Genomic DNA, 21,193 nt, shown 5'->3' with positions numbered 1-21,193 from the left:
TGGATGCTCCACCTTATTAGCCAATGGATAACCGCCACCAACCAGCGCTTTGCCCATCAGCGCCTGCCATGTAGCCGCTTTAGTGGCCCATTCGCCGGGTTTTACTCACCCGAGTTTCTGGCAACCAGTTACTACGTGGTGACAGAACAACTGCCCAAACCCGACTACCCCGAGCTAAGAGCGGCAGGCTTTAGCGACTTTATCGATATGCCCGCCTGCGCCATTACCTACCTTGATACCTACTACATCACGCCAGCCGCCATGGCGTCGCTGCGCACCCATTTTCACGAGCTGGTGCATGTGCAGCAGTGGCTGCAGCTGGGCCAGGAAGGCTTTATTGCCCGTTATATGGCAGAGCTTGGCCAGCATGGATATGACCAGGCTCCGCTGGAACGAATGGCGTATGAGCTGGACGGCCACTTCAATGCACGGGGCGCGGCGCTATCCGTGGCGCAGTTTGTGGCAAAAAATCTGTAAGCACTTGTTATAAAACTACTATCCAGCCTTTAAACCGGCCAACAAATACAGTAGACATGGAAATTACTGCTGACGAAGGAAGAGGTATCAGCATGGATTCTGTCACTACTCCCGACAAACGCCCCCCTGTCGCCCTGTGGGTAAAAGCTCTGTGGTATCCGGTTGTCGCACTGGGCATTTGGGGCATTTACGCTGATTTTGTCCCATCAGACAGGCTAGCTTTTTACAGTGTTCGGTTAACGCTGCTGTTGTCGGTGGTGCTGACGTTCTGGGTTTGGTGGGCCTTTATTTCCGGGCGCGCCAAGGTGAAAGCAGGCACTCCCGATGTTATGAAGTTCTTGGCCATGCTGATGGTGCCACCGGTGATGTGGTTTCTAATCTGGTTAGCATTGGCTCAAGGTCTGCCGGCGCTTATTACCCGCTTTACAGGCAGCCCTTACCAAGAGGCCGCCCGCTTTGAAAAACAACACCAGCATGACCGTTATATGTGTGATTACCGCTTAAACAGCGATTTTCTATTCAATGCTTTCCCAAGCTTTCTTTGCAGCAATAAAGAATTTGTATTGGCTAAGCCAAAAGACGCGGTGCTAAGCCTCAAGGGCTATCGCAATGCTTTGGGGTTTGACATCACCGACTACCAGCTGTTTTATCCCAAAGCGCTGCACCGTATCGAGCCGCACTACCCGCCAGCAGCGGCAGCGAAAGGTATTGAAGGCTATGTAGAAATGGCTTTTGACATAGACCCGAGTGGAGTGCCGGTGAACATTCATATAGCCGATGCTAAACCCCGGGGCGTTTTCGACAGCGCCGCAGCCGAGGCGCTCAAGCAATGGCGCTACCAGCCGCTGATCATCAACGGCTATCACGCTACCCTGCCCGCGCAGCACCTAAAATTTCGCTTCAGGTTAAAAGGCGAGGCTCACGCCCACAGCTAACCCTCGGTTTGGGTGATATCAAACTGGCGGATGGTTTCAACAAGAGCCGTAGCAGCAGCCGACAAACTGGTGTCGGCCAGGGTGACAATGCCGATGCCGCGGGCAATTTGCGGCTCATCAAGGGCGAGGCAGCGGCACCCCAGCGCCTGCATGTCATCAATACAAATGCTTGGCACTATGCTCACCCCCAAACCGCTCGCCACCATTTTGCCCAAGGTGCCCAGCTGGTGGCTTTCAAAGGCCACCTCCAGCCGCTGGTGAGTCAGGGCCAGTTGCTGCTCGATAAGGCTTCGCACCACAGAGGGGCGCTGCAAGGCAACAAAGGGGTAGTGGCGCAGCTGCGCCCAGGTTAAGGAACTGGCACCGGCCAGCTCGCTCTGGCCCGGCACCACAGCCACAAAGCGGTCTTGGTAAAGCGGAGTAAACGCCAGCTCGCCCAAAAACTCTGGTGCAAAGCACAGCCCCACTTCCACCTCGTGGCTGCGCACCCTGTCCAGCACCTGTTCGTTGATTACGTCATGCACGGCCACATGCACATCGGGGTAGCGGCGCTGAAAAGCCACCAGCATTCCCGGCAGCAAGGTGGCCGACACCGAGGGCATGGCGGCAATGCCCACCTTGCCGCTTTTAAGGGTGAAGTAGTGGCGCATGGTGTCTTCGGCGTTTTCCATGTCCACCACGATGCGCCGGGCCATGGGCAAAAAGAGTTTGCCCTCAGGGGTAAGGGCCACCTTGCGGGTGCTGCGAGTAAAAAGGGCGCCTCCAAGGCTGGCTTCCAGCTCTTTGATGGCCAGGCTCAAGGCCGGGCGAGAAAGAAACACCAACTCGCTGGCAGCAGCAAAGTTAAGGGTTTGCGCCACCGCCAAAAACGCCTTTAACTGCTTTAAGGTCATACCGTTACACCAAATCAGCCCAAGCCCCAGCATACCCTGCCACCGGTTCCTGGCAAGCCATCTGCTCTGGCAACAAAAAAGCCCCGCAATTGCGGGGCTTTTTATTGGTGCTGGCCTTACAGGGAGTAACGGATCCCCAGGGCAAAGGTGCGGCTGTAGAGCGAGTTGCCGAAGTTGTAGATGTCTTCGTTCTGATAGTAGGACTTGTAAATCTCTTTGGTGAGATTGGTGGCGTCCAGGGTCACCATCAGGTTGTCGGAGACGTTGTAACTGAGCTGGAAGTCCAGGCTCTGCTCGGGGCGGCGATACACACCACGCGGGTTGGCGAACAGCGCAGCCTCGTAGTTGTTGAGCCAACGGTCACGCCACACATAAGAGAGGCGAGCATCAAAAGGACCGTGCTCGTAAATCAGCACTGTGCTGTAGGACTTCTTGGACACCCCAAACATATCGCGGCTGATGGTGCCGGTTTTCTCGCCGGTTTCGGTGTTGTACTGCGGCACATCCTGGCTGGAATCGAGGAAGGTGGCGCTGGCCTGGATGCCAATACCGTCAAGCCAGGACGGCAGGCCATCCGGGAAGTAGACTCCACCGATCTCCACCCCTTCCAGCTCACCATTGGAGGTGTTGTCGGGCTGGCTGAGGATGTACTCGTAAGGCTCGGCGTCGGTTGGGTCTTGGTGGGTTACCAAGCGCAGCGAGTCATACACCAGGCCATCGATTTTGCGTTTGAAGTAAGTACCGTAAAGGGCGTTACCTTCACCGAAGTACCATTCCAGCGACAAATCGTAGTTTTTAGACTTCACCGGTTTGAGGCTAGGGTTACCTGCCGCCGCCTGGCCGCGTTTGTTGCCGGTCAGGTCCTTGGTGTAAGTCACGTGCGGGTTAAGCTGGCCAAACTCGGGGCGACGCAGGGTTTCGGTGTAGGCAAAACGCGCCATCAGGTCGTCAGTGATGTAGAAGCGGCCGATAAAGCTGGGCAGCAATTTGTCGTTGCTGGTTTTACCGTCCTTCGACTCCATGGTGGTGGGCAGGCGATTGCCGTCTTCATCCTGCTGCTTGGTGTAGGTGTTGAAGGTCATGTCGGTATCCGACTTGACGTAACGCACCCCCATTTCACCATCGACCCGGTGCCCGAACAGGTCAGTGTCAAAGTCGGTTTCCAGATAGGCAGCGTAGCTTTTCTCTGTGATATCAAAGGTCTTTTGCAGCACCAAATCGTAAGGGCTAAAGCCATACAGGCTGCGGTAAGCATCACGCTGGTCATACAGGTTGTAGCCATTGGCCACTACCCAGCCGCTGGGTACATCGGCTTCGCCGTCAAAGAAGCTGGGGTTGATGTAGGTCATGTCGTCGGCAAGGGCGGTATTGCTGGCAGACAAATCGCTATCCACACCTCGGGCATAGCTCTCGGCGCCTCGGCGCTCATAACGCACCCCGGCCTTAAGACGGTTGAAGATACCGGCATCGAGCAGGTAGTCGCCGTCCATGGTCCAGGCGATGGAATCGCCCTCGTCCTTGCCGCCGTTGTCGTACATCTGCGCCAGGTTCCACTGCACATCTTGCAGGTTTACCCGGGTTTGATAGTCGTCTTGCACAAAGGCCCAGGCAGGCAGGCCGTTGTCGGCATTAAAGTCTACCGCGACGTTGGGAATGCCGATGGCATTGGCCCTAAGCGCTACAAAATCGGTCTTGTACTTACTGGTTTGGTAGACCACTTCGGATTTGAGCTGAAAATCGGAGCTGATATCCCACTTACCACCCAAGGCATAGACATAGCTGTCGGTTTTGCTCTTGGTGTAGTCGCCACTGCTCCACACCGCCGGGCTACCAACGATACGGGATTTCACCACATTGGTGCCGTCGTAGTAGGTGGGCGCCGGGGTATTGGCCAAGTCGCCCCACCAATCTACATAGCTGAACAACATGGAGTTGAAGCTTTCGTTGCGAAAACCGTTGTAGAAGGTCTCGAACAGGTATTGGGATTTGTCGTTGGGTGCCCATTGCAGCGAGATATTAAACGCCGGGCGTTCGCGCTTGCCGTTGAGATCGTTCTCAAAGATGGCATCGCGTGAGAGCACATAAGGCACGTCGGCTTCGGTAACGTTGCCTTCGCTGTCTACCAGATCGAAGGTGGAACCCGGCGCATTGGGCAGGCCGTTATCCAGGCCTTGAGGCCAGCCTTCAAAGATACGCACCAGATCATCGGCCCGAAACGGCACCACGGCGCCGGGGGTCACGTTCTGGTCGCGATAATGGGTGCGGGCGTAAGAAACGTTCACCAGGGCGCCTACTTCACCAATGTTGGTGTCCCAGCGATTACTGGCCAGGGCGCTGACTACAGGGTCGGTTTTGTCCGGTTGGTCGGCATAAACGCCACGGGCGGCCAGCACGAATTTGCTGCCGTCAAAGTCAAAGGGGCGCTGGGTGTGGATGTCGATTTGCCCGGCAATACCACTGGAGAGTTGGTGGGCGCCACGGGTCTTGTAGACATCCACACTTTTCAAAAGGGCGGCGGGAATGTCTGCCACCGCCACCTGGCGGCCAGCGGCGGTAAAGATCTGGCGGCCATTGACGGTGGTGGTCACGTCGGTAAGGCCACGGATGGTTACGGTGCTGACTTCACCGCCCCCACGGTCGGTGGTCTGCACGCCAGTAACCCGTTGCAGGGCCTCTACCAGGTTGTTATCCGGAAATTTGCCGATGTCTTCGGCAACGATGGAGTCCACCACCTGCACGCTTTGCTGCTTGATGGCCATGGACTTGTTCAAACTGCCACGAATACCGGTAACTTCAATAACCTCGGTATCGTCATCTTCTTTTTTCTTGGCTTTCTGGGCTGGGCCATCAGGCTGTTGCTGATCAGCCGAAACGGCGGCATTGCGGGCCAGAGCCTGGTCGTCCTCCGGTGTGGCGGCCATGGCACCCATGGACGACAGCACCAGCGCGACTGAGGCGCTCAACATGCTTTTCTTGAACATTCGTTCCCCCAACAGGTTTTTGTAACCGCAGGTCTTTGCCTGCACACTTTTTGTTTGCTGCTAATGATAAAAAGTATTGTATGAAGATTAAATTTTCAACATTTATTTGTAATATTTTCAATTATTTATGAATTAAAAATCACAAAAAAAGGCACTACCCACCATGTAGTGGGTAAAGCCTTCTTCATTGACAAACACAGCCTTTACCAAAGCCCTCTTAAGGCGGCGTAAAGTGCATTTTGCTGTTCCTCATCAGGGGCGGCGCACAAAAAAGTGCTGGCAGCGCCCGTCGGTTGCCGGCGCCTGGTTAATGGCGGCGCCATCAGCCAGGGCGCAGCTGGCCAGATCCAGGCTCTGCTGGCTGTGGCGGTTGATAAACTGCACCGCGCCATCCCCTTTCAAATCCATCGACCATTGGCTTTGTGGCCCGTAGCAGGCCGCCATGACCACAGCCGCCCCCGCCGCCAGGGATTTGTCTTTTACTGCCAGGCACTGCTGGCTGCCTTCGGGTGAAAGCTGCACATAGCCGCTGTCGGTTGCTTTCACTTGCCAGCGTTGGTCTTGGCCTTGGTTATAAGCGCGCTGCACCAGCTGCCCCTTGGCAAGGCTCATTACCTTGCCGCTTTGGGCCGACACCAGGGCAACCGCGCCCAGAGGCAGGGCTTGCCACTGGCCAAGGGGTTGGCCTTGCTGACTCAGGCTAATCAGGCCGTCTTTACCGGCGCCAAGCTGCCATTGCTGGCAGGCCAGGTTTTGCCAGGGTTGCAGCGCCGCGCCGCAACTGTGGCCGGTCAAAAACCGGCCCTGGCTGTCTGCCAGGCGATACTGGCCGCCAAGCGTTGGGTCCAGCACCCAGGCTTTTTGCCCTTCGAGGAGTTTGCCGTTTTGGCTGAACTGCCAGGTTGCGCCTTGCGGCACCACCGTTAACGGGCCGTTTTCCCCACTGGGGGCGGCAATCGTGGTTTGCTCGGAGGCCGGCTGGCCAAAATCGGGGCTGCCGTCTTTATGCCAGCCAAAAGGCTGGGCACGCAGGGAGCGGGTCAGGCCGCAGCCTTGGCTTTCCTTGCTGTTGCCGTGGTAGACCAGCCAGTTTTCTTTGCCATCCGGGGATTTGAAAAAGCCGTTGTGGCCTGGGCCAAAGACACCATTGCCCCGCTCAAACACCGGTTTGGCGGCATGGGTCCAGGCTTTAGGGTCTAGCGGGTTGTCGCCGGTCAGCTCAATTTGCGCCAGCTTGTAATCGGGGGTGTCGCAAAAACTCGCCGAGTAAATCACAAAGGTGCGGCCATCGTGCTTGAGCACTTCCGGGCCCTCGTTCACCTTTCGGCCTGACTGGGCCCAGGGCTGGGTGGGCCGGGTCAGCACCACTTTGGGGCCGGTGATGGTCCAGGGGTTTTTCATCTCGGCGATGAAGTTGCGCTGCTCGTCTCCTACCCATTCGGACCACAACAGATAAAGCTTGCCGCCATGTTCGAGGTAGGTGCCGTCGATATTCCAGGTACCCGGCATGGGCGAGCCTTTGTAGCTGTAGGGGCCCATGGGGTCGTCACCGGCGCTTTCCAGTACCGACAGGTGCTGGCCATCGTAGTTTTCCTGCGTGCCGGAGGTGAACATCAAAAACCAACGGTAGCCTTCGGGGCGCTTGAGGCGATGAAACTCAAAAGCCCAGAAGTTACAGCAACTTTTAGGGTCGGTTTCTGACCACAGATAAACCGGCGGCGCATCTTTGAGGCCAGCCAGGGTTGGGGATTTGCGCATCACCAGCTGCGAGGTCCAGGTGGTGGTGGTCAGGTAGTAGTTGCCGTCGAAGTACTCAAGCCAGGGATCGGCCCCGTTGGGAAAGATGGGGTTGGTGAAGCTGCCATCGGCCTTGGCCACGGTCGCAGCCCCTGGTTGCTGGCTGGCACTGCAACCTCCCAGGGCCAACGCCATGGCCAGGCTCAAAATGGCTATCTTCGGTGCTGACATGCTTTTCTTACTCCCCACATTTCGCTACCGGAGCGAGGTGCTGCGCCTCAGGCCCGGCAGGCCAGGTTGCCTGGCACGGCAACCAAATTCACATTTGTATTACTATATGACCGGAGTGTAAGAAGAACTGTTATCAGGTTCAACCCCAAAGTTAACCTTTTGGGAATGCCGTGAACGTAAAGATAAAAAATGCGAGATGGAAAGCGGGCTGCAAGACTGGTCTGACCAAAAAAGCCCCTCCGTGCAGGCGAAGGGGCGTAGGTACTCAGGGCTCCAGTTGGCTTTTAAAGCTATCCAGCACTTTGGGGTCGACGGTCGGCCAGCCGTCTTGCCACGTAATGGGGGCGATTTTTAGCTTTTGCAGGCCGTTGTCGGCCGCTTCATAGGCGTGGAACACCAGATAATCCTTGCCATCCCAGTGATAGGCGCTGTTATGGCCAAGGCCCGGCCAGGCTTTGTTGCCCTTGAGGAATACGGTGCCGCCGCCCATGGCCATGTCTTTGCCGGTTTTATCCAGATAAGGCCCGGTAATGGCCTTGGCGCGGCCCACCGCCAGGTGATAGGTACTGTTGACACCACGGCAGCAAAGCCCAAAGGAAACAAAGAGATAGTAGTAATCGCCATGCTTGAAGATAAAGGGCCCTTCAATCTCGCCGGGGCCGGCTTCGCTGTCGGGGGTAAAGGCGGGGCGCGCTTGCCGGGCCAGGGAATACCACTGCTGGGGCTCGGCGATTTTGGTGAGGCTTTTATCCAGTTTCACCAGCTTGATGCCGTCCCAGAACGAGCCGAAGCTCATCCAGGCGGCGCCGTTATCGTCGAAGGCCACTTGCGGGTCGATGGCGTTCCACAGATCCCGGTGCGGCACCGATTGCAGCACGATGCCTTGGTCCTGCCAGCCGTAGTCTGGGCTATGCATATCCAGGGTTTTGGTTACCGTCACACCGATGGCAGAGGTGTTTTTACCAAAGGCCGACGCCGAGTAGTAAAGGTAAAACTTGCCGTCATGGTGCACCACATCGGGCGCCCACAGGTGGCCGGCAAAGTTGGGAATGGCGGTGCGAGCCCAAGTGGGCTCTGGCTTGAATACCGGGCCGTCGAGGGTCCAGTGCTCCTTGTCTTTGGATTCATAAACCGTGATGCCGGGGCCGGTGGAGAACAGGTAATAGGTGTCGCCGTCTTTGGCCATGGCCGGGTCGTGAATACTCACCTGCTGGGCACAGGCGCTGGCACCCAAGCCCAGCAGCAGGGTAGCGACCAGGGAGCGGATAAGGGGGTGGCGGGGCTGCATAACATCTCCTGTTAATATTGTATTACTTTTTAATCACAGTGAGTCTACCTGTGTTACCGGCAATGGCAAGGCCGCCCATTGCCCTGCGCGTCAACCACTCTCGGGATTGAAAATGCCGCCCTCGCCCTGAAAGCGCCAATAAAAAACCTAGCAAGCATCAGATTTAAAAGGAAAAAACTAGGTATACAGTAAGGCGCCAGGTGGGACAATCAGGCAGGCTTGCGCCCCAAACCATTAAGTAATACGATACGACCTTACGTAGACGTTAACAAAATCAACCCTACGCCATTACGACCCCGTAAAGCAGCATTTATACAAGGGATCGAATGGTTAAAACAACTTGGGGGAAGCGGTGTGAAAACCCAGAAACTGTCGGTACTGGAAAAGGTCGGCTTCGGGGCCGGTGACATGGCCGTGAACGTGGTGATGTCGTCGATGATGTTGATCATCACCTACTTTTACACCGACGTGTTCGGCATGAAGGCCTCGGATGTGGGCCTGCTGCTGCTGTTGGTGCGTTTTGTCGATGCCTTTACCGACCCGATGATGGGCATGATCACCGACCGCTACACCACCCGCTGGGGCCGCTACCGCCCCTACTTCTTGTTTGTGTCGGTGCCTTTTGGCATCGCGGTGTTTTTAACCTTCTCCACCCCAGACTGGGATTACAACGCCAAACTGGTGTGGGCCTACGCCACCTATATTTTTGTGACCCTGATGTTTACCGCGGTCACCATTCCTTATATCTCCATCATCGGCGTACTGACCGACGACCCCAAAGAGCGCCTCTCCGCCAACGGCTACCGGCTGTTTTTTGCCAAGATAGCGGCCTTTTTGGTGACCATCATCGTGCCCATTCTGGCCGAGAGCTGGGGCGGTAAAGACCAGGTGGCCGCCGGTTACCAAGCCGCCATGGGCATCATGGCGCTGATGGCAACCTTGCTGTTTTTGTTCTGCTTTTTCACCACCACCGAACGGGTTGAGCACAAGGTCGAGCACAAACCATTCGGCCAGCAACTGCGGCTGCTGGTGAAGAACGATCAGTGGCTTATTCTCTGCGCGGTGTGCGTGGTGGGCACCATCGGTTATGTGGTGCGCGGCTCGGTGGCGGCTTATTACGCCAAGTATTACCTAGGCGGCGACGCCAAAATGATGTCGATGTTCCTGTCCACCGGGGTGGTGGCCGCCATCCTCGCCATGGTGGTGTCTACCTGGATCACCAAACGCTTTTGCAAGGTAAAACTGTTTCGTATCAGCCAGATAGCAGTAGCCGTTATCTCCATCGTGATGTACTTCGCGGTGGGCCAAAACGACGTGGTGCTGGCCTTCGTGATTTACTTTTTGCTGTCTTTGGTCGTAGACCTGCACGCCCCGGTGTTCTGGTCGGCCATTGCCGAAGCGGTGGACTACGGCCAGGCCAAAACCGGCAAGCGGGTGTCGGGCCTGGCGTTTGGCGGTATCAGTTTTTGCCAGAAGGCGGGCATGGGCCTGGCGGGCTTTTTGGTGGGCTCACTTTTGACCTACTTCAACTACCAGCCGGACCAAGTACAAAGCGGCTTTACCCTTAACGGTATCGCCCTGATGCTCTCCATTATCCCCGGCTTCTTCCACTTCCTGATGGGCGCCCTGATGTACCGCTACAAGATAACGGACAGCTTCTACCAGGAAATCAAAAATGGCGTTTTGGAAGAGAGCGAGCCACAAGCGGTGGCCGCCCCAGTCGAGAACCGCCAGTTTATTAACGCCAAGTAAGTTTCGGAGCCCTTGTGACCTTACTGACCCCCCTTATCGAGCAGCGTGCCGACCCTTTTATCTACAAGCACAGCGACGGCTACTACTACTTTACCGCCTCGGTGCCAGCGTACGACGGCATCGAGCTGCGCCGGGCCAAGACCATTGCCGGCCTCAAAGACGCCGAAACGGTGATGGTGTGGCATAAGCCCGACACCGGCCCTTATTCGGATTTGGTCTGGGCGCCGGAAATCCACTTTAACCAAGGCGCCTGGTACGTCTATTTTGCCGCCGCGCCCAGCCGGGAAATCAAAGACGCTCTCTTCCAGCACCGCATGTATGTGATCCGCTGCGAAGAGGCCAACCCGCTGACCGGCACCTGGGAATTTTTGGGCCAAATCGATACCGGCATCGACACCTTCTGCCTGGACGCCACCACCTTCAGCCACCAGGGCCAGCTCTATTACCTGTGGGCCCAGAAGGCCAACGACATCCCCGGCAACTCCAACCTTTATATCGCCAAGATGGATAAACCCTGGGCTATCGCCAGCGAGCCGGTGCTGCTGACGGTGCCCGAGTTCGAATGGGAATGCCGCGGCTTTATGGTTAACGAAGGGCCGGCGGTGCTGCACCGCAATGGCAAGTTCTTCATTACCTATTCGGCCAGTGCCACCGACGAGAACTACGCCATGGGCCTGCTGTGGGCCGATGACAACAGCGATCTTTTAGACCCAAAAAGCTGGACCAAATCCAAAACCCCGGTGCTGGGCAGCGCCATTGAGCACAAGATCTTCGGCCCCGGCCACAACAGCTTTACCCTCAGCGAAGATGGCCAGACCGATCTCTTGGTCTACCACGCCCGCACCTACACCGAGATTGAAGGCGACCCATTGTGGGACCCGAACCGCCACACCTTCGTCAAGCCGCTGCGCTGGGATGAAAACGGCATGCCCGTTTTCGGCAGCGCCGCCATCGCTGACTGACCCGAGCACGACTCATTTCCCCGCCCTTGTGGCGGGGCTTTTTTCTGAGGTACGCCATGAGAAAACTGCTACTGGCGCTGGCCCTTGCACCTGTTTTTGCCAATGCCGCCCCCGTCACCACCCTGCCCTTGCAAGATGTGCGGCTATTGCCGAGCCCCTTTAAAACCGCCGAAGACACCAACCGCCATTACCTGATGGAACTGGATGCCGACCGCCTCTTGGCGCCTTACCGGCGTGAAGCCGGCCTGCCGGTGTCCAAACCCAGCTACGGCAACTGGGAGGCAGAAGGCCTGGGCGGCCACATGGGCGGCCATTATCTCAGTGCACTGTCGCTGATGTACGCCTCAACCGGTGACAAGGCCATCCTTGAGCGCCTCAACTACATGGTGGCTGAGCTGAAAAAATGCCAGGGGCAAATCGGCAGCGGTTATCTGGGCGGCGTGCCCGGCGGCATCGCCATGTGGCAGCAAATTCATGGCGGCGACATTCGCGCCGACCTTTTTACCCTCAACGACAAATGGGTGCCCTGGTATAACCTGCACAAGCTCTTTGCCGGGCTGCGCGACGCTTACCAATACACCGGCAATAAAGACGCCCTGGTGATGCTGATAAAGCTCAGCGACTGGGCCGGCTGGTTGACCGAAAACCTCAGTGACGCCCAAGTCCAGCAGATGCTGGTGACCGAGCACGGCGGCATGAACGAGATTTTTGCCGACCTTTTTGCCATTACCGGCCAGGAAAAGTACCTGACCTTAGCGCGCCGCTTCTCGCAAAAGACCATTCTCGAGCCTTTGGAGCGCCGCCAAGATAAGCTCGACGGCCTGCACGCCAACACCCAGATCCCCAAAGTGATTGGTTATGAGCGAATAGGTGAAGTGTCAGGAGATAACCGCTACAGCGACGCGGCCGATTACTTTTGGCATGAAGTGGTGGACAAACGCAGCGTGTCCATCGGTGGCAACAGCGTGCGCGAGCACTTCAATCCCAAAGACGACTTTTCCAGCATGATTGAGGATGTGGAAGGCCCCGAGAGCTGCAACACCTATAACATGCTGAAACTCGCCAGATTTTTGTATCAGCGCAAAGGCAGCACCGAGTACGTGCGCTACTACGAGCGGGCCATCTACAACCAGATGCTCTCCACCCAGCACCCCCACGACGGCGGCCTGGTGTACTTCACCCCCATGCGCCCCGAGCATTACCGGGTGTATTCCAAGGTGGACGAAGCCATGTGGTGCTGTGTTGGCTCCGGCATCGAAACCCAGAGTAAATACGGCGCCATGATCTACGCCGGCGACGCCGACAGTCTGTACGTAAACCTCTTTATTCCCTCCAAGCTCAACTGGCGCGAGGGCGGCGTGCAATTGAGCCTTAACACCCACTTCCCTGACGACGACAAAGTGGACATCCGCATTGAGGCCGACACCACCAAGGCGCTCAAGCTCCGTTACCCCGCCTGGGTCAAAGCCGGCGCGCTGCGGCTAACCGTCAACGGTAAAGTGCAAACCGTGGCTGCCGAGCCTGGCTCCTACCTCACCCTAAAAGGCCCCTTTAAAAAGGGTGACAGCATCCAGCTGGTGCTGCCGATGCACCTTAAGCTGGAGCAGCTGCCGGACAAATCCAACTACTACTCGGTGCTTTACGGGCCCATCGTGCTGGCCGCCAAGGTCAACCCTTATCCCACCGAACAGCGCCGTATCTTTGCCGACGACTCGCGCATGGGCCACATCGCCGACGGCCAGAAATTCCCCCTGGAAGAAGCGCCGATGTTTGTCGCCCCCAGCACCGACTTGTTAGGCCACTTCAAGAAGGTGCCGGGTAAATTGGCCTTCACCACCCAAGACCTTATTTACCCGAAAAAAGACGGCCCCGAGACCTTGGAGCCTTTCTTTCGCATCCACGACTCGCGCTATATCGTCTATTGGCCCTACAGCACCCCGGCGGGCTTTGCCGATATCAAGGCCAAACAAAAAGCCAAGGAAGCGGCCAAGGAAGCGCTGGCCAAAATCACCGTCGATGCCATCGCCCCCGGCGAGCAGCAACCGGAAGCCGACCATTACTTTAAAGGGGAAGGCAGCCGCGCCGGAGTCAATATGGAGCGGCACTGGCGCGACGCCACTGGCTGGTTCAGCTACCGCCTCAATAACCCCGAGCACCAAGCCAAGACCTTGCGCCTGACCTTCTTTGGCCTGGACGCCAACCGCCAGTTCAAGGTGCTGCTGGACGGCAAGCCCCTTGCCGACATCAGCCTTGATGGCAGCCATGGCCCCGGCTTTTTTACAACCGATTTTGCCCTGCCGGACTGGGCACAGCAGCAAGCGCACCTGCGCCTGCGCTTTGAAGCCGCCCCCGGCTCCATTGCCGGCGGCCTTTACGGTATCCGGCTACTGAGCCAATAACCGAAAAAGGCGCCATATGGCGCCTTTTTCTTCACTACCCAAGCACTTGGCGTAACAGTAACACCTTAAATTAAAAAGCCCTTTTATAGAGCGCCACCACGCCAGCTACCATAAGCCCTTACCTCAAGGATTGAGAGGACAGCCAGGGATGCCACGAGGAAATATCACCGTCAGCACGGTTTCGGGGGAAGCGTACGAGCTTACCGACCGAAACAGTCCCGAGATCTTAGACCCCATCAACTCGGTCAAAGACCACAGTTTTCTTAACAAGGTCACGCCCCAGGACAAAGGGCGCATGGCCGAGCATTGGCGTCAGTACAGCTCCGGCAATATCACCCCCGGCAACGACGACCAAGCCTTTGAGCAGTTCAAAGATTCGATACATAACGGCGACACCCTCGTCTTTTTGCAAAGCAGTGAATTGGATGCTGCGGCAAACTCTCAAGTGGGTAGCTCAGAAGCCAGCACTAATAGTCAGATGACAGCTGGCACTGAAAACCCTAGAGTACAAACAACTGCCCCATCTAAAAAACGTAAGCGTGCTGACGACCCAGAGGAAGATAGGGTCGTTAAAAAGCTAAAAAAACATCGTGCGGGAAATCAACAAATCAAAGCTGACGGTCGGCATTGGCACCTTCCAGAAGATAAATCAATTGATGATTTACCTCAGAGTGATGACGTCGGAGACCGTCTTCAAGAATTGACAACCGAAGCAGCAAAAAAATGGAATAGAAATAAAAATTTATCAATCAACGAGCAAGAAGCCATTCAAGAAGCTATCGAAGAAAAAGAGTATTGGAGAGCCAACCTGTTAGAGAAGCAGGCTAAAGGGCGGTGGGTCGAGAATCAGGTAAAAAAAGCCACTGAATCGATGCAGATGAACTTGAAATGGAGTAAGCGTGGAGTAGATGTAACGGATATGAATACCGGTATAAAATATGATATTCTGTCCGGTACTAGCTCGAACATTGACTTGCACGCCAAGCGAATGTCAGATGAGCTTTTTCGAATGATAACGTTTTGAGATGAGCCATGAAAATACAAAACCAGTCAATTTCATCCAAAGACATCATAATTAACGATGAAGATCATAACGTTTTGGGCCCTGAGCTTTTTATAGACAAATGCCACATAAAGAATCACTCTGATTCTGAAAGTTTAGTACTGATCGGTGTAACAATAACCAACAGTTACTTTGAGCAAATTGTTCCTTTGGTAAACTTTCATTTTGAAGGGGCGCATTTTCAAAACACAAAATTTTCAGGCGTTTTTTCTGGTTGTGATTTTGGAGATTGGGATTCACCAGAGCGTTCATCAATTAGCGAATGTGACTTTTCAAACGCTGAGCTTGACGGGGTAAGATTCATTAATTGTGACATGCAAAAGATTAAACTGCCGGGTTGGCCGTTTTTTGCTATTACCCCATCACCTGAAGCAATTTCTTTTGTAAAAGAAAATGATTGGCCAGCACGTTTAGGCTCTACGCTAAAAATTTATACTGGTGCGGAATGCAGCGCAGTAATTGGCAACGCCAAAAGGCTAGCACAAAAAAATAAATTGACGCTCAGCCAGATGAAAGAACTTATTACAAAGATCCCCGGCACAACCGTCTAGTGTTACATCACCTCAATACAATTGCGCCCTTTGGCTTTGGCTTGGTAGAGGGCGCGGTCGGCGCGGGTTAGCAGTTGCGACAGCGACTCGCCGCTTTGGTACTGGGTGACACCGAAACTGGCGGTTTTGTTGCCCACCTCTTCAAAATGAAACTGGTTGATACGCTGGCGAAGATCCTGGGCCACGGCGCTGGCTTGGGCTGCGTCGGTTTCGGGGAGCAGGATAAAGAATTCTTCGCCGCCGTGGCGGCCAACGTGGTCTTGCTGGCGTACATGGCGGCGCAACAGTGTGGCAAAACTGCCCAGCACCTTGTCGCCGACACTGTGGCCGAAGGTGTCGTTAACGGTTTTAAAAAAGTCGATATCCAGCATGATAACCGCCAGCGGCTGTGCCTGGGCCTGCCCCTTTTGCTTCTCCAGCTCGAAAAGGCCGGCCATTTTTTCGCGGTTCCAAAGCCCGGTGAGATCGTCAGTGCTGGCCGAGTGCAACAAAGCGCATTGCTGGCGATAAAGGCAGCGGTACGCCCACTCCAGCACCAATGCCGTTACCAAGCCAAACAGATAAGCCGAGAGCATCCACAAAAGATGCAGGCCGATAAAGGGCCCACCCACGCCTTTTAATACCCCCGCCAGCAGGGTCACCAACACGGCACTGGTGGCGGCAACAGCGGCGTAGCTTAAGGTTAGGCCGGAAATGGCAAAGCTCCACACGATATTGAGGTACAGCTCGGGGGCAAAATAGGCAAAAGAGGGGGTGCCCAGGTTGAAATAGAGGTTACCGAGTACCGCCACCACCGGCGCCAACATCAGCAGCACCCGCATCGCACCATGCATAGGCGGGAAAAAGCTAAAAGTACCAATCAGCACCAATGCCAGGGGCACCAGCAAGCCATGAAACCACAGCCTTTGTGCGCCTAAATGCAGGCTGTATTCCAAGGCGGCGTATATGAGGTAGAGCGCGGCGGTGATAAAGGCGATATAGCGGATCTGCGGCAGCTTGGCCTCTTGGTACCACTGCCCAAAGGTCTGGCGCTTATCAAGCGAACTAGGAGTGAGGTTGAATGGTTCTGACACGCCGGCGCCCTGCCTTTGAGCTTTACCGAAAGCTTAAGGACAATAACAAGCACTTCTGTTTTGAACAACGCATAGGCGCATAAAGCGCCATCAAGACGCGTTGTAACGCCCGGCTTTGTGGTTGGTGGCAAGGATGAAGTTAAGGGCAATGGCCCCCACCACGGAGCACAACAGCAACCAGGGGCTGAGCGTAAAGAACGAGGCGACAACGATGGTGCAATCCAGCGCCATCTGCACTTTACCGGCGCGAATGTTAAAGCGCTCCTGCAGATAGAGCGCAAAGATATTAAAGCCGCCCAGGCTCGCCTTATGGCGAAAGAAGATAAGCAGCCCCACCCCCATCATCAGGCCGCCCACCAAGCCTGCAAAAAAGGGATGCACATAACCAATCTGAATGACCTGCCCCAGGTTATCGCTCAGCAGCGACACCACCACGATGGAGAGGATGGTGCGCAGGGTAAAAGCCAGGCCCATTTTCTTCCAGGCAAGATAAAAGAACGGCAGATTCAGCGCCATAAACAGCTGGCCAAAGCTGAAAGGGGAAAAATGCGTGAGCAGCAAGGCAAGGCCGGCGGTGCCGCCGGTAATAAGGCCGCAATCACGCAGCATAAAAACCCCAAACGCCACAAAGCAGGAGGCGGTCAGCAGCGCCGTGGCATCTTCAATAACAGAGTGGCTGGAGGCCGGGGCTTTGGTAATGGCGGTCATCTGCGCGGCTCAAAGGTGGACGATGCCCTTGACCATAGCCGAGAGCCGCCGCCCCCTTGAAGGGTTGTGCATTTAATTTATTTGCATGGTTATTCATTTAAAACTGTCAGGGCTTTTGCACACTTCCCCATACGAAAACAATGATTTACGCGAACGTAAAGCAATCAAATGCTTGAATAGAAATAAAAAATTGATTCAGCAGGCAGAGTGCTGGCAACAGTGGGGCGTAAAACAGGCCTATTTAGCCGTAAAGACGTGTTTACATTGAAGGGCCAGGAGGGCGGCCCGGGGCAAAATCGGCCCCGAGCCTTTGGGTTATTTGATTTTTACTTCGGTGTCCGGGTCGCTTACTTCCACTCCCAGCAGAATACCGAAGAAGCGGTCATCGTGCTGAACCACGGTTTTAAGGCCGCCTTTTACGGTTTTTTGCAGCTTTTCAGAACTTGCGATGCCGTCCAGCGCCTTGCTGACGGTATCGCGGCTATCGCCGGAGAGCACCAGTCCACACACTTTGTCTGAGCAACCGATGTTGTCGGTGAAGATCCCCTGCTCGGTGGTATTGCTGGCCAGCAGGGAGTTCAGTAGCGCCTCGTTGCTGCGAGCCGCTTCGGTGGTTTGTGCAAAAGTCAGGGTGGCCACGGCGTTTTGCAGCTCGTTAAGGGGCATGTTTTTAAGGGGGGCGGCATCAAACACCATATCGCCTTCGTCATCCTGACTGACCAGCTTGTCGAGCTGCGGCAGTTCGGCCTGGCCCTGGGTGTCGTCTTGTTCAGCACTGGGCGCCGGGGTGGATTTAGCCGGTTGCTGGTTACGAATGTCGTCCAGGGGCCGGGCTTTACGGTCGTCGGTGCGGCCATGCCAGGTATCTTCTGGGCCTTGCAGGGCGGTATTGTCGGTTAATAGCGGCTGGTCGAGGTCGCTGCGCTCAGAGAAATGGCTGTGGAAAAACAGGGCAACCAGGGCCACAACGGCGACCAAGGCGCCAAAAAACAAGCTCTTCATTAACGACTCCAACGGGTATCCAGGCCCCAATTTCTCGAAAATGAGTCGCCATTGCAACGCCAACAGTCCGTCAAAGTTCAGTGCTTGAGGATTATGTCGCCGCGGAAGAACACCTCAAGGCGCAGGTTCACCTCCCAGCTGGGGTCAAACCCCACTTCGCGTGGAAAATGCAGTGACGGTGCCACGTCCACAAAGATAAAGCCCTTGTGGATGTTGCGCCGGTAGAGGGTTTCGAGGAAGTAGTCGTTGATGCGCGGGTCGCTGGCGCCCTCCCCCACCACCACCGCCGAGTAGCGAATGGCGCTGCGGCGGTTGATGATGCGGTTGTATTCGGCGCGCTGGTAGAACTCCAGGTGGTCGTAATCTTCCTGCCACTGCACCTGGCTGACAAAGCGCAGGTAATGGCGGTCATCGAGGTGGCGGCCAATATCCACCAAGCCCCGTGCCGAAAAGCCGTCGCTGTTAAACCACGACAACCGCCCGTCAAACTCCAAGGTCCAGGGGGATTGGCCCAACTGCCAAAGGCGTTCACTGGTAAAACGCACGTAAGGGTCGGGGGGCAGGCGCAGTTTCACGCCGCCGGAGAGGCTGTTGTCCCAGGCCACGGTTTTGTCTTCACCCTGCTGTTTTTCAAGGCCGATAACGGCGCCCTGGCCACCGTCAAAACGGCCGGTGCGGGTGTCACGGGCGGCTTGTTGTTGCAAGGTGCCGAGGGTTTCTTCCGGGTCACTTTCAACGATGAGCTTGAGCCGCTCCTGAGTGGTGGGCAGTTGCAACCGGTAACGAATGCCGGTGTCAGTGTCATTGGAGCGGTGCTGGCGCAGCAAAAATTCCTGGCTGATACGCAGGTAGGAGTGGTTTTCTACCTTCAGGGATTCATCGGTACCAAAGAAGCCGTCGATATTGCGGGAGGTGCTGTTTACCCAGCCTGAGACCATGTTGTAAACCGGGTCGATACGCTCTACTGCCCAGCCTGGCAGGTCGGTGCTTTGGCGGTCTTCACTTATATCTTCTTCGTCCGCCCACACCACCTGGCTGGTGGCCAGTACCAGTAAGAATAAGGCGCAGGATACGCCTGAAAATCGACAAGCTGGGGAGTTAACAGCCAGCATAGCAAGCCCGGTAATATCATTATCGTTAACCAGATTATTACACCAGCAACAACCTTTGCTCAGCCCAAAATGAAAAAAGTCACAGATCCTGGCTCTCCAATGGCCGAGATCCGAGGTAGGCTAAGGCCTTTAGAACATTGAACATTTTTGCGAGGCCGCCATCACACTCTTGCCGGCAGCCTCCTCTGGAGCCCAGATGAGCAGTACCGACGGCCTCCCCATGCCAAGGCGCCTTGGCGCCATTCTTGCGATAGCCTTAGGGATAACCATGGCAGTGCTGGACGGCATGATTGCCAACGTTGCCCTGCCCACCATCGCCGACGATCTCGGCACCAGCCCGGCCAACTCCATCTGGGTGGTTAACGCCTACCAGCTCACCATCACCATGACCTTGCTGTCGCTCTCCTCCCTTGGGGATCTATGGAGTTACCGCAAGGTTTACCTTATCGGCCTTGGCCTTTTTTCGCTGACTTCCGGCCTTTGCGCCTTGAGCGACTCCCTGGCCACCCTGACCGGTGCCCGGGTGCTGCAAGGCCTGGGGGGGGCCGCGCTGATGAGCGTTAACGGCGCGCTGCTTAGGCTTATCTACCCCAAACGGATGCTGGGCCGAGGCATCGGCATCAACACTCTGGTGGTGGCGGTGTCTACCGCCGCCGGGCCAACGGTGGCGGCCGGGATCTTATCGGTGGCCAACTGGCCCTGGCTCTTTGCCGTTAACCTGCCCATCGGCCTTGCCGCCTTGGTGATGGGTTTTCGGTTTTTGCCCCACAACGATGGCGCCAAAGAGCAGCGCTTCGATAAAGCCAGCGCCCTGTTAAATGCCCTGACCTTTGGCCTGTTCTTTGCCGCCTTTAGCGGCTTTGCCCAGGGCCAGCCGCTTTGGCTGACCGCGCTGGAGCTTGCCGCCACCCTGGTGGCCGGGCACTTTTTCGTGCGCCGCCAGCTGCACCAGGCTTACCCGCTGCTGCCGGTAGATTTGCTGCGCATTCCTATCTTTTCGCTGTCTATCTGCACCTCTATCTGCTCGTTTTGGGCGCAGATGCTGGCCATGGTGTCCATTCCCTTTTATTTCCAAAAGACCTTGGGCCTGAGCGAGATAGAAACGGGCCTGTTGATGACCCCATGGCCTTTGGCCACCATGGTGATGGCGCCTATTGCCGGGCGGCTGGTAGAGCGCTTTCATGGCGGTATGTTGGGGGCCATTGGCTTAGGCGTCTTTGCCCTTGGCTTGTTGCTGCTGGCGCTGTTGCCAGCAGCCCCTTCGCACCTTGAGATAGTGCTGCGCATGTTGGTGTGCGGCGCCGGTTTTGGACTCTTTCAATCGCCCAATAACCACACCATTTTGAGCTCGGCGCCACGGCATAGAAGCGGCGGCGCCAGCGGCATGTTAAGTACGGCAAGATTAATTGGCCAAACCTCGGGAGCGGCCATGGTGGCCTTGCTGTTTAACCTCTTTGGCGGCAACGGCACCCATGCCGCCTTGATTGGCGCCGCACTTTTTGCCGCCGTGGCGGCCTTGGTGAGCGCCTTGCGCCTCACTCAACCTCGGGTGCAATAGCCGTTAGTGGGCCACCTCGTTACCAGCCAGCACCGTGTGCAACAGTTGCTGGCTGGTGGTAGGCGCCACACCTTGGGTTTTAAGGGCATGGAGTAGCTGCGTGCCCATCTGGCGCTCGGCGCAGTTGAGCATCATCTGGGTGCGGTTGCACTGGCGGTGGTGGTGGCGGCAGCTATCGAGCTGGGCTTTTAATTCGAGGTAGCGGCCAAGGCCGCTTTCCATTCGCCCTTGCTGGAAATACAGCTCCGCCAGATTGGCAAAGCTCACCACCAGCGCCGCAATCACCTCTTCGGCTTGGCTGTCATTGGCGGCAAGCCGCGCCTGCACGCAGTGGCAGGCATCAAGGTAACGGTGCTCGGCAAGGCCCCATTCGCCCTGGCTAAAGGCATGGTTGGCCGCGCAAATCGCTACTTTCCATTCATCCATCACAGTTCCCCCTTCGCTGTTGTTGCTGTTATAGCAGCAACAATG

The 21,193-nt window shown here is 56.1% G+C and carries 17 protein-coding genes; 8 read left to right on the top strand and 9 right to left on the bottom strand.

The window, feature by feature from the left end:
* The first annotated feature begins 3 nt into the window (after positions 1-3).
* Both AC22G1_RS03960 and AC22G1_RS03955 read left to right on the top strand, forming a co-directional pair.
* The gene (locus AC22G1_RS03960; protein ID WP_487315610.1) at positions 4-477 is read left to right on the top strand and encodes a hypothetical protein; all 474 of its coding nucleotides are present in this window, start codon (positions 4-6) and stop codon (positions 475-477) included.
* 56 nt (positions 478-533) lie between these two features.
* Positions 534-1,412, top strand: a complete 879-nt coding sequence (locus tag AC22G1_RS03955) for an energy transducer TonB (RefSeq protein WP_487315609.1) — start codon at positions 534-536, stop codon at positions 1,410-1,412.
* Here the strand turns inward: AC22G1_RS03955 and AC22G1_RS03950 are convergent.
* The 4 genes from AC22G1_RS03950 to AC22G1_RS03935 form a co-directional block, all read right to left on the bottom strand.
* On the bottom strand, positions 1,409-2,305 hold the full coding sequence (locus AC22G1_RS03950) for a LysR family transcriptional regulator (RefSeq protein WP_487315608.1): 897 nt from the start codon (positions 2,303-2,305) through the stop codon (positions 1,409-1,411). The two genes, AC22G1_RS03955 and AC22G1_RS03950, sit on opposite strands and share 4 nt — an antisense overlap.
* Positions 2,306-2,421: 116 nt before the next feature.
* Positions 2,422-5,286 (bottom strand): TonB-dependent receptor, encoded by a 2,865-nt coding sequence (locus AC22G1_RS03945; RefSeq protein ID WP_487315607.1) that lies wholly within the window; start codon positions 5,284-5,286, stop codon positions 2,422-2,424.
* A 252-nt stretch (positions 5,287-5,538) separates the two neighbouring features.
* Complete coding sequence (locus AC22G1_RS03940) at positions 5,539-7,254, bottom strand: family 43 glycosylhydrolase (RefSeq protein WP_487315606.1); 1,716 nt, start codon at positions 7,252-7,254, stop codon at positions 5,539-5,541.
* Positions 7,255-7,519: 265 nt separating this feature from the next.
* Entirely contained in the window at positions 7,520-8,542 is a 1,023-nt protein-coding gene (locus AC22G1_RS03935) for an arabinan endo-1,5-alpha-L-arabinosidase (RefSeq protein WP_487315605.1), read from the bottom strand.
* Positions 8,543-8,950: 408 nt separating this feature from the next.
* Here AC22G1_RS03935 and AC22G1_RS03930 point away from each other — a divergent pair, with 408 nt between their 5' ends.
* The 5 genes from AC22G1_RS03930 to AC22G1_RS03910 all read left to right on the top strand — a co-directional run bounded on the left by AC22G1_RS03930 (position 8,951) and on the right by AC22G1_RS03910 (position 15,269).
* Positions 8,951-10,294 carry an MFS transporter gene (locus AC22G1_RS03930; RefSeq protein WP_487316685.1) on the top strand — a complete coding sequence of 448 codons (1,344 nt, stop codon included), beginning with the start codon at positions 8,951-8,953 and terminating at the stop codon, positions 10,292-10,294.
* Positions 10,295-10,308: 14 nt separating this feature from the next.
* Positions 10,309-11,256: a glycoside hydrolase family 43 protein gene (locus AC22G1_RS03925; protein WP_487315604.1), complete on the top strand. Its 948-nt coding sequence runs from the start codon at positions 10,309-10,311 to the stop codon at positions 11,254-11,256.
* Positions 11,257-11,312: 56 nt separating this feature from the next.
* A complete protein-coding gene (locus AC22G1_RS03920; RefSeq protein ID WP_487315603.1) occupies positions 11,313-13,655 on the top strand; it encodes a beta-L-arabinofuranosidase domain-containing protein in 2,343 nt (780 codons plus the stop codon).
* Positions 13,656-13,803: 148 nt separating this feature from the next.
* Complete coding sequence (locus AC22G1_RS03915; protein ID WP_487315602.1) at positions 13,804-14,679, top strand: hypothetical protein; 876 nt, start codon at positions 13,804-13,806, stop codon at positions 14,677-14,679.
* 8 nt (positions 14,680-14,687) lie between these two features.
* Positions 14,688-15,269 carry a pentapeptide repeat-containing protein gene (locus AC22G1_RS03910; RefSeq protein WP_487315601.1) on the top strand — a complete coding sequence of 194 codons (582 nt, stop codon included), beginning with the start codon at positions 14,688-14,690 and terminating at the stop codon, positions 15,267-15,269.
* Between the two features lie 2 nt (positions 15,270-15,271).
* On the opposite strand, the gene AC22G1_RS03905 is transcribed toward AC22G1_RS03910, so the two are convergent.
* From AC22G1_RS03905 to AC22G1_RS03890, 4 genes are all read right to left on the bottom strand, one after another.
* Positions 15,272-16,342 (bottom strand): GGDEF domain-containing protein, encoded by a 1,071-nt coding sequence (locus tag AC22G1_RS03905; protein WP_487315600.1) that lies wholly within the window; start codon positions 16,340-16,342, stop codon positions 15,272-15,274.
* Positions 16,343-16,432: 90 nt separating this feature from the next.
* Positions 16,433-17,050 (bottom strand): YitT family protein, encoded by a 618-nt coding sequence (locus AC22G1_RS03900; protein WP_123421206.1) that lies wholly within the window; start codon positions 17,048-17,050, stop codon positions 16,433-16,435.
* A gap of 315 nt (positions 17,051-17,365) precedes the next feature.
* The gene (locus tag AC22G1_RS03895) at positions 17,366-18,052 is read right to left on the bottom strand and encodes a hypothetical protein (RefSeq protein WP_487315599.1); all 687 of its coding nucleotides are present in this window, start codon (positions 18,050-18,052) and stop codon (positions 17,366-17,368) included.
* Between the two features lie 77 nt (positions 18,053-18,129).
* Positions 18,130-19,164: a hypothetical protein gene (locus AC22G1_RS03890; protein ID WP_487315598.1), complete on the bottom strand. Its 1,035-nt coding sequence runs from the start codon at positions 19,162-19,164 to the stop codon at positions 18,130-18,132.
* Positions 19,165-19,360: 196 nt separating this feature from the next.
* On the opposite strand from AC22G1_RS03890, the gene AC22G1_RS03885 reads away from it, so the two are divergent.
* Positions 19,361-20,722, top strand: a complete 1,362-nt coding sequence (locus AC22G1_RS03885; protein ID WP_487315597.1) for an MFS transporter — start codon at positions 19,361-19,363, stop codon at positions 20,720-20,722.
* A 3-nt stretch (positions 20,723-20,725) separates the two neighbouring features.
* On the opposite strand, the gene AC22G1_RS03880 is transcribed toward AC22G1_RS03885, so the two are convergent.
* The gene (locus AC22G1_RS03880) at positions 20,726-21,148 is read right to left on the bottom strand and encodes a DUF2753 family protein (RefSeq protein WP_487315596.1); all 423 of its coding nucleotides are present in this window, start codon (positions 21,146-21,148) and stop codon (positions 20,726-20,728) included.
* Positions 21,149-21,193 lie beyond the last annotated feature (45 nt).

This window comes from Gallaecimonas zhanjiangensis (genome assembly GCF_057624825.1).
Note: the sequence above shows the minus strand (reverse complement) of the source record. Positions and strands in the feature narration are given on the sequence as shown.

What these genes read in the sequence shown, in the direction of transcription:
- AC22G1_RS03930 (WP_487316685.1), top strand. Translation starts at nt 8,951, where the DNA reads ATGGCCGTGAACGTGGTGATGTCGTCGATGATGTTGATCATCACCTAC.
- AC22G1_RS03910 (WP_487315601.1), top strand. Translation starts at nt 14,688, where the DNA reads ATGAAAATACAAAACCAGTCAATTTCATCCAAAGACATCATAATTAAC.
- AC22G1_RS03895 (WP_487315599.1), bottom strand. Translation starts at nt 18,052, where the DNA reads ATGAAGAGCTTGTTTTTTGGCGCCTTGGTCGCCGTTGTGGCCCTGGTT.
- AC22G1_RS03940 (WP_487315606.1), bottom strand. Translation starts at nt 7,254, where the DNA reads ATGTCAGCACCGAAGATAGCCATTTTGAGCCTGGCCATGGCGTTGGCC.
- AC22G1_RS03935 (WP_487315605.1), bottom strand. Translation starts at nt 8,542, where the DNA reads ATGCAGCCCCGCCACCCCCTTATCCGCTCCCTGGTCGCTACCCTGCTG.
- AC22G1_RS03885 (WP_487315597.1), top strand. Translation starts at nt 19,361, where the DNA reads ATGAGCAGTACCGACGGCCTCCCCATGCCAAGGCGCCTTGGCGCCATT.
- AC22G1_RS03880 (WP_487315596.1), bottom strand. Translation starts at nt 21,148, where the DNA reads ATGGATGAATGGAAAGTAGCGATTTGCGCGGCCAACCATGCCTTTAGC.
- AC22G1_RS03960 (WP_487315610.1), top strand. Translation starts at nt 4, where the DNA reads ATGCTCCACCTTATTAGCCAATGGATAACCGCCACCAACCAGCGCTTT.
- AC22G1_RS03915 (WP_487315602.1), top strand. Translation starts at nt 13,804, where the DNA reads ATGCCACGAGGAAATATCACCGTCAGCACGGTTTCGGGGGAAGCGTAC.
- AC22G1_RS03890 (WP_487315598.1), bottom strand. Translation starts at nt 19,164, where the DNA reads ATGCTGGCTGTTAACTCCCCAGCTTGTCGATTTTCAGGCGTATCCTGC.
- AC22G1_RS03920 (WP_487315603.1), top strand. Translation starts at nt 11,313, where the DNA reads ATGAGAAAACTGCTACTGGCGCTGGCCCTTGCACCTGTTTTTGCCAAT.
- AC22G1_RS03955 (WP_487315609.1), top strand. Translation starts at nt 534, where the DNA reads ATGGAAATTACTGCTGACGAAGGAAGAGGTATCAGCATGGATTCTGTC.
- AC22G1_RS03900 (WP_123421206.1), bottom strand. Translation starts at nt 17,050, where the DNA reads ATGACCGCCATTACCAAAGCCCCGGCCTCCAGCCACTCTGTTATTGAA.
- AC22G1_RS03945 (WP_487315607.1), bottom strand. Translation starts at nt 5,286, where the DNA reads ATGTTCAAGAAAAGCATGTTGAGCGCCTCAGTCGCGCTGGTGCTGTCG.
- AC22G1_RS03950 (WP_487315608.1), bottom strand. Translation starts at nt 2,305, where the DNA reads ATGACCTTAAAGCAGTTAAAGGCGTTTTTGGCGGTGGCGCAAACCCTT.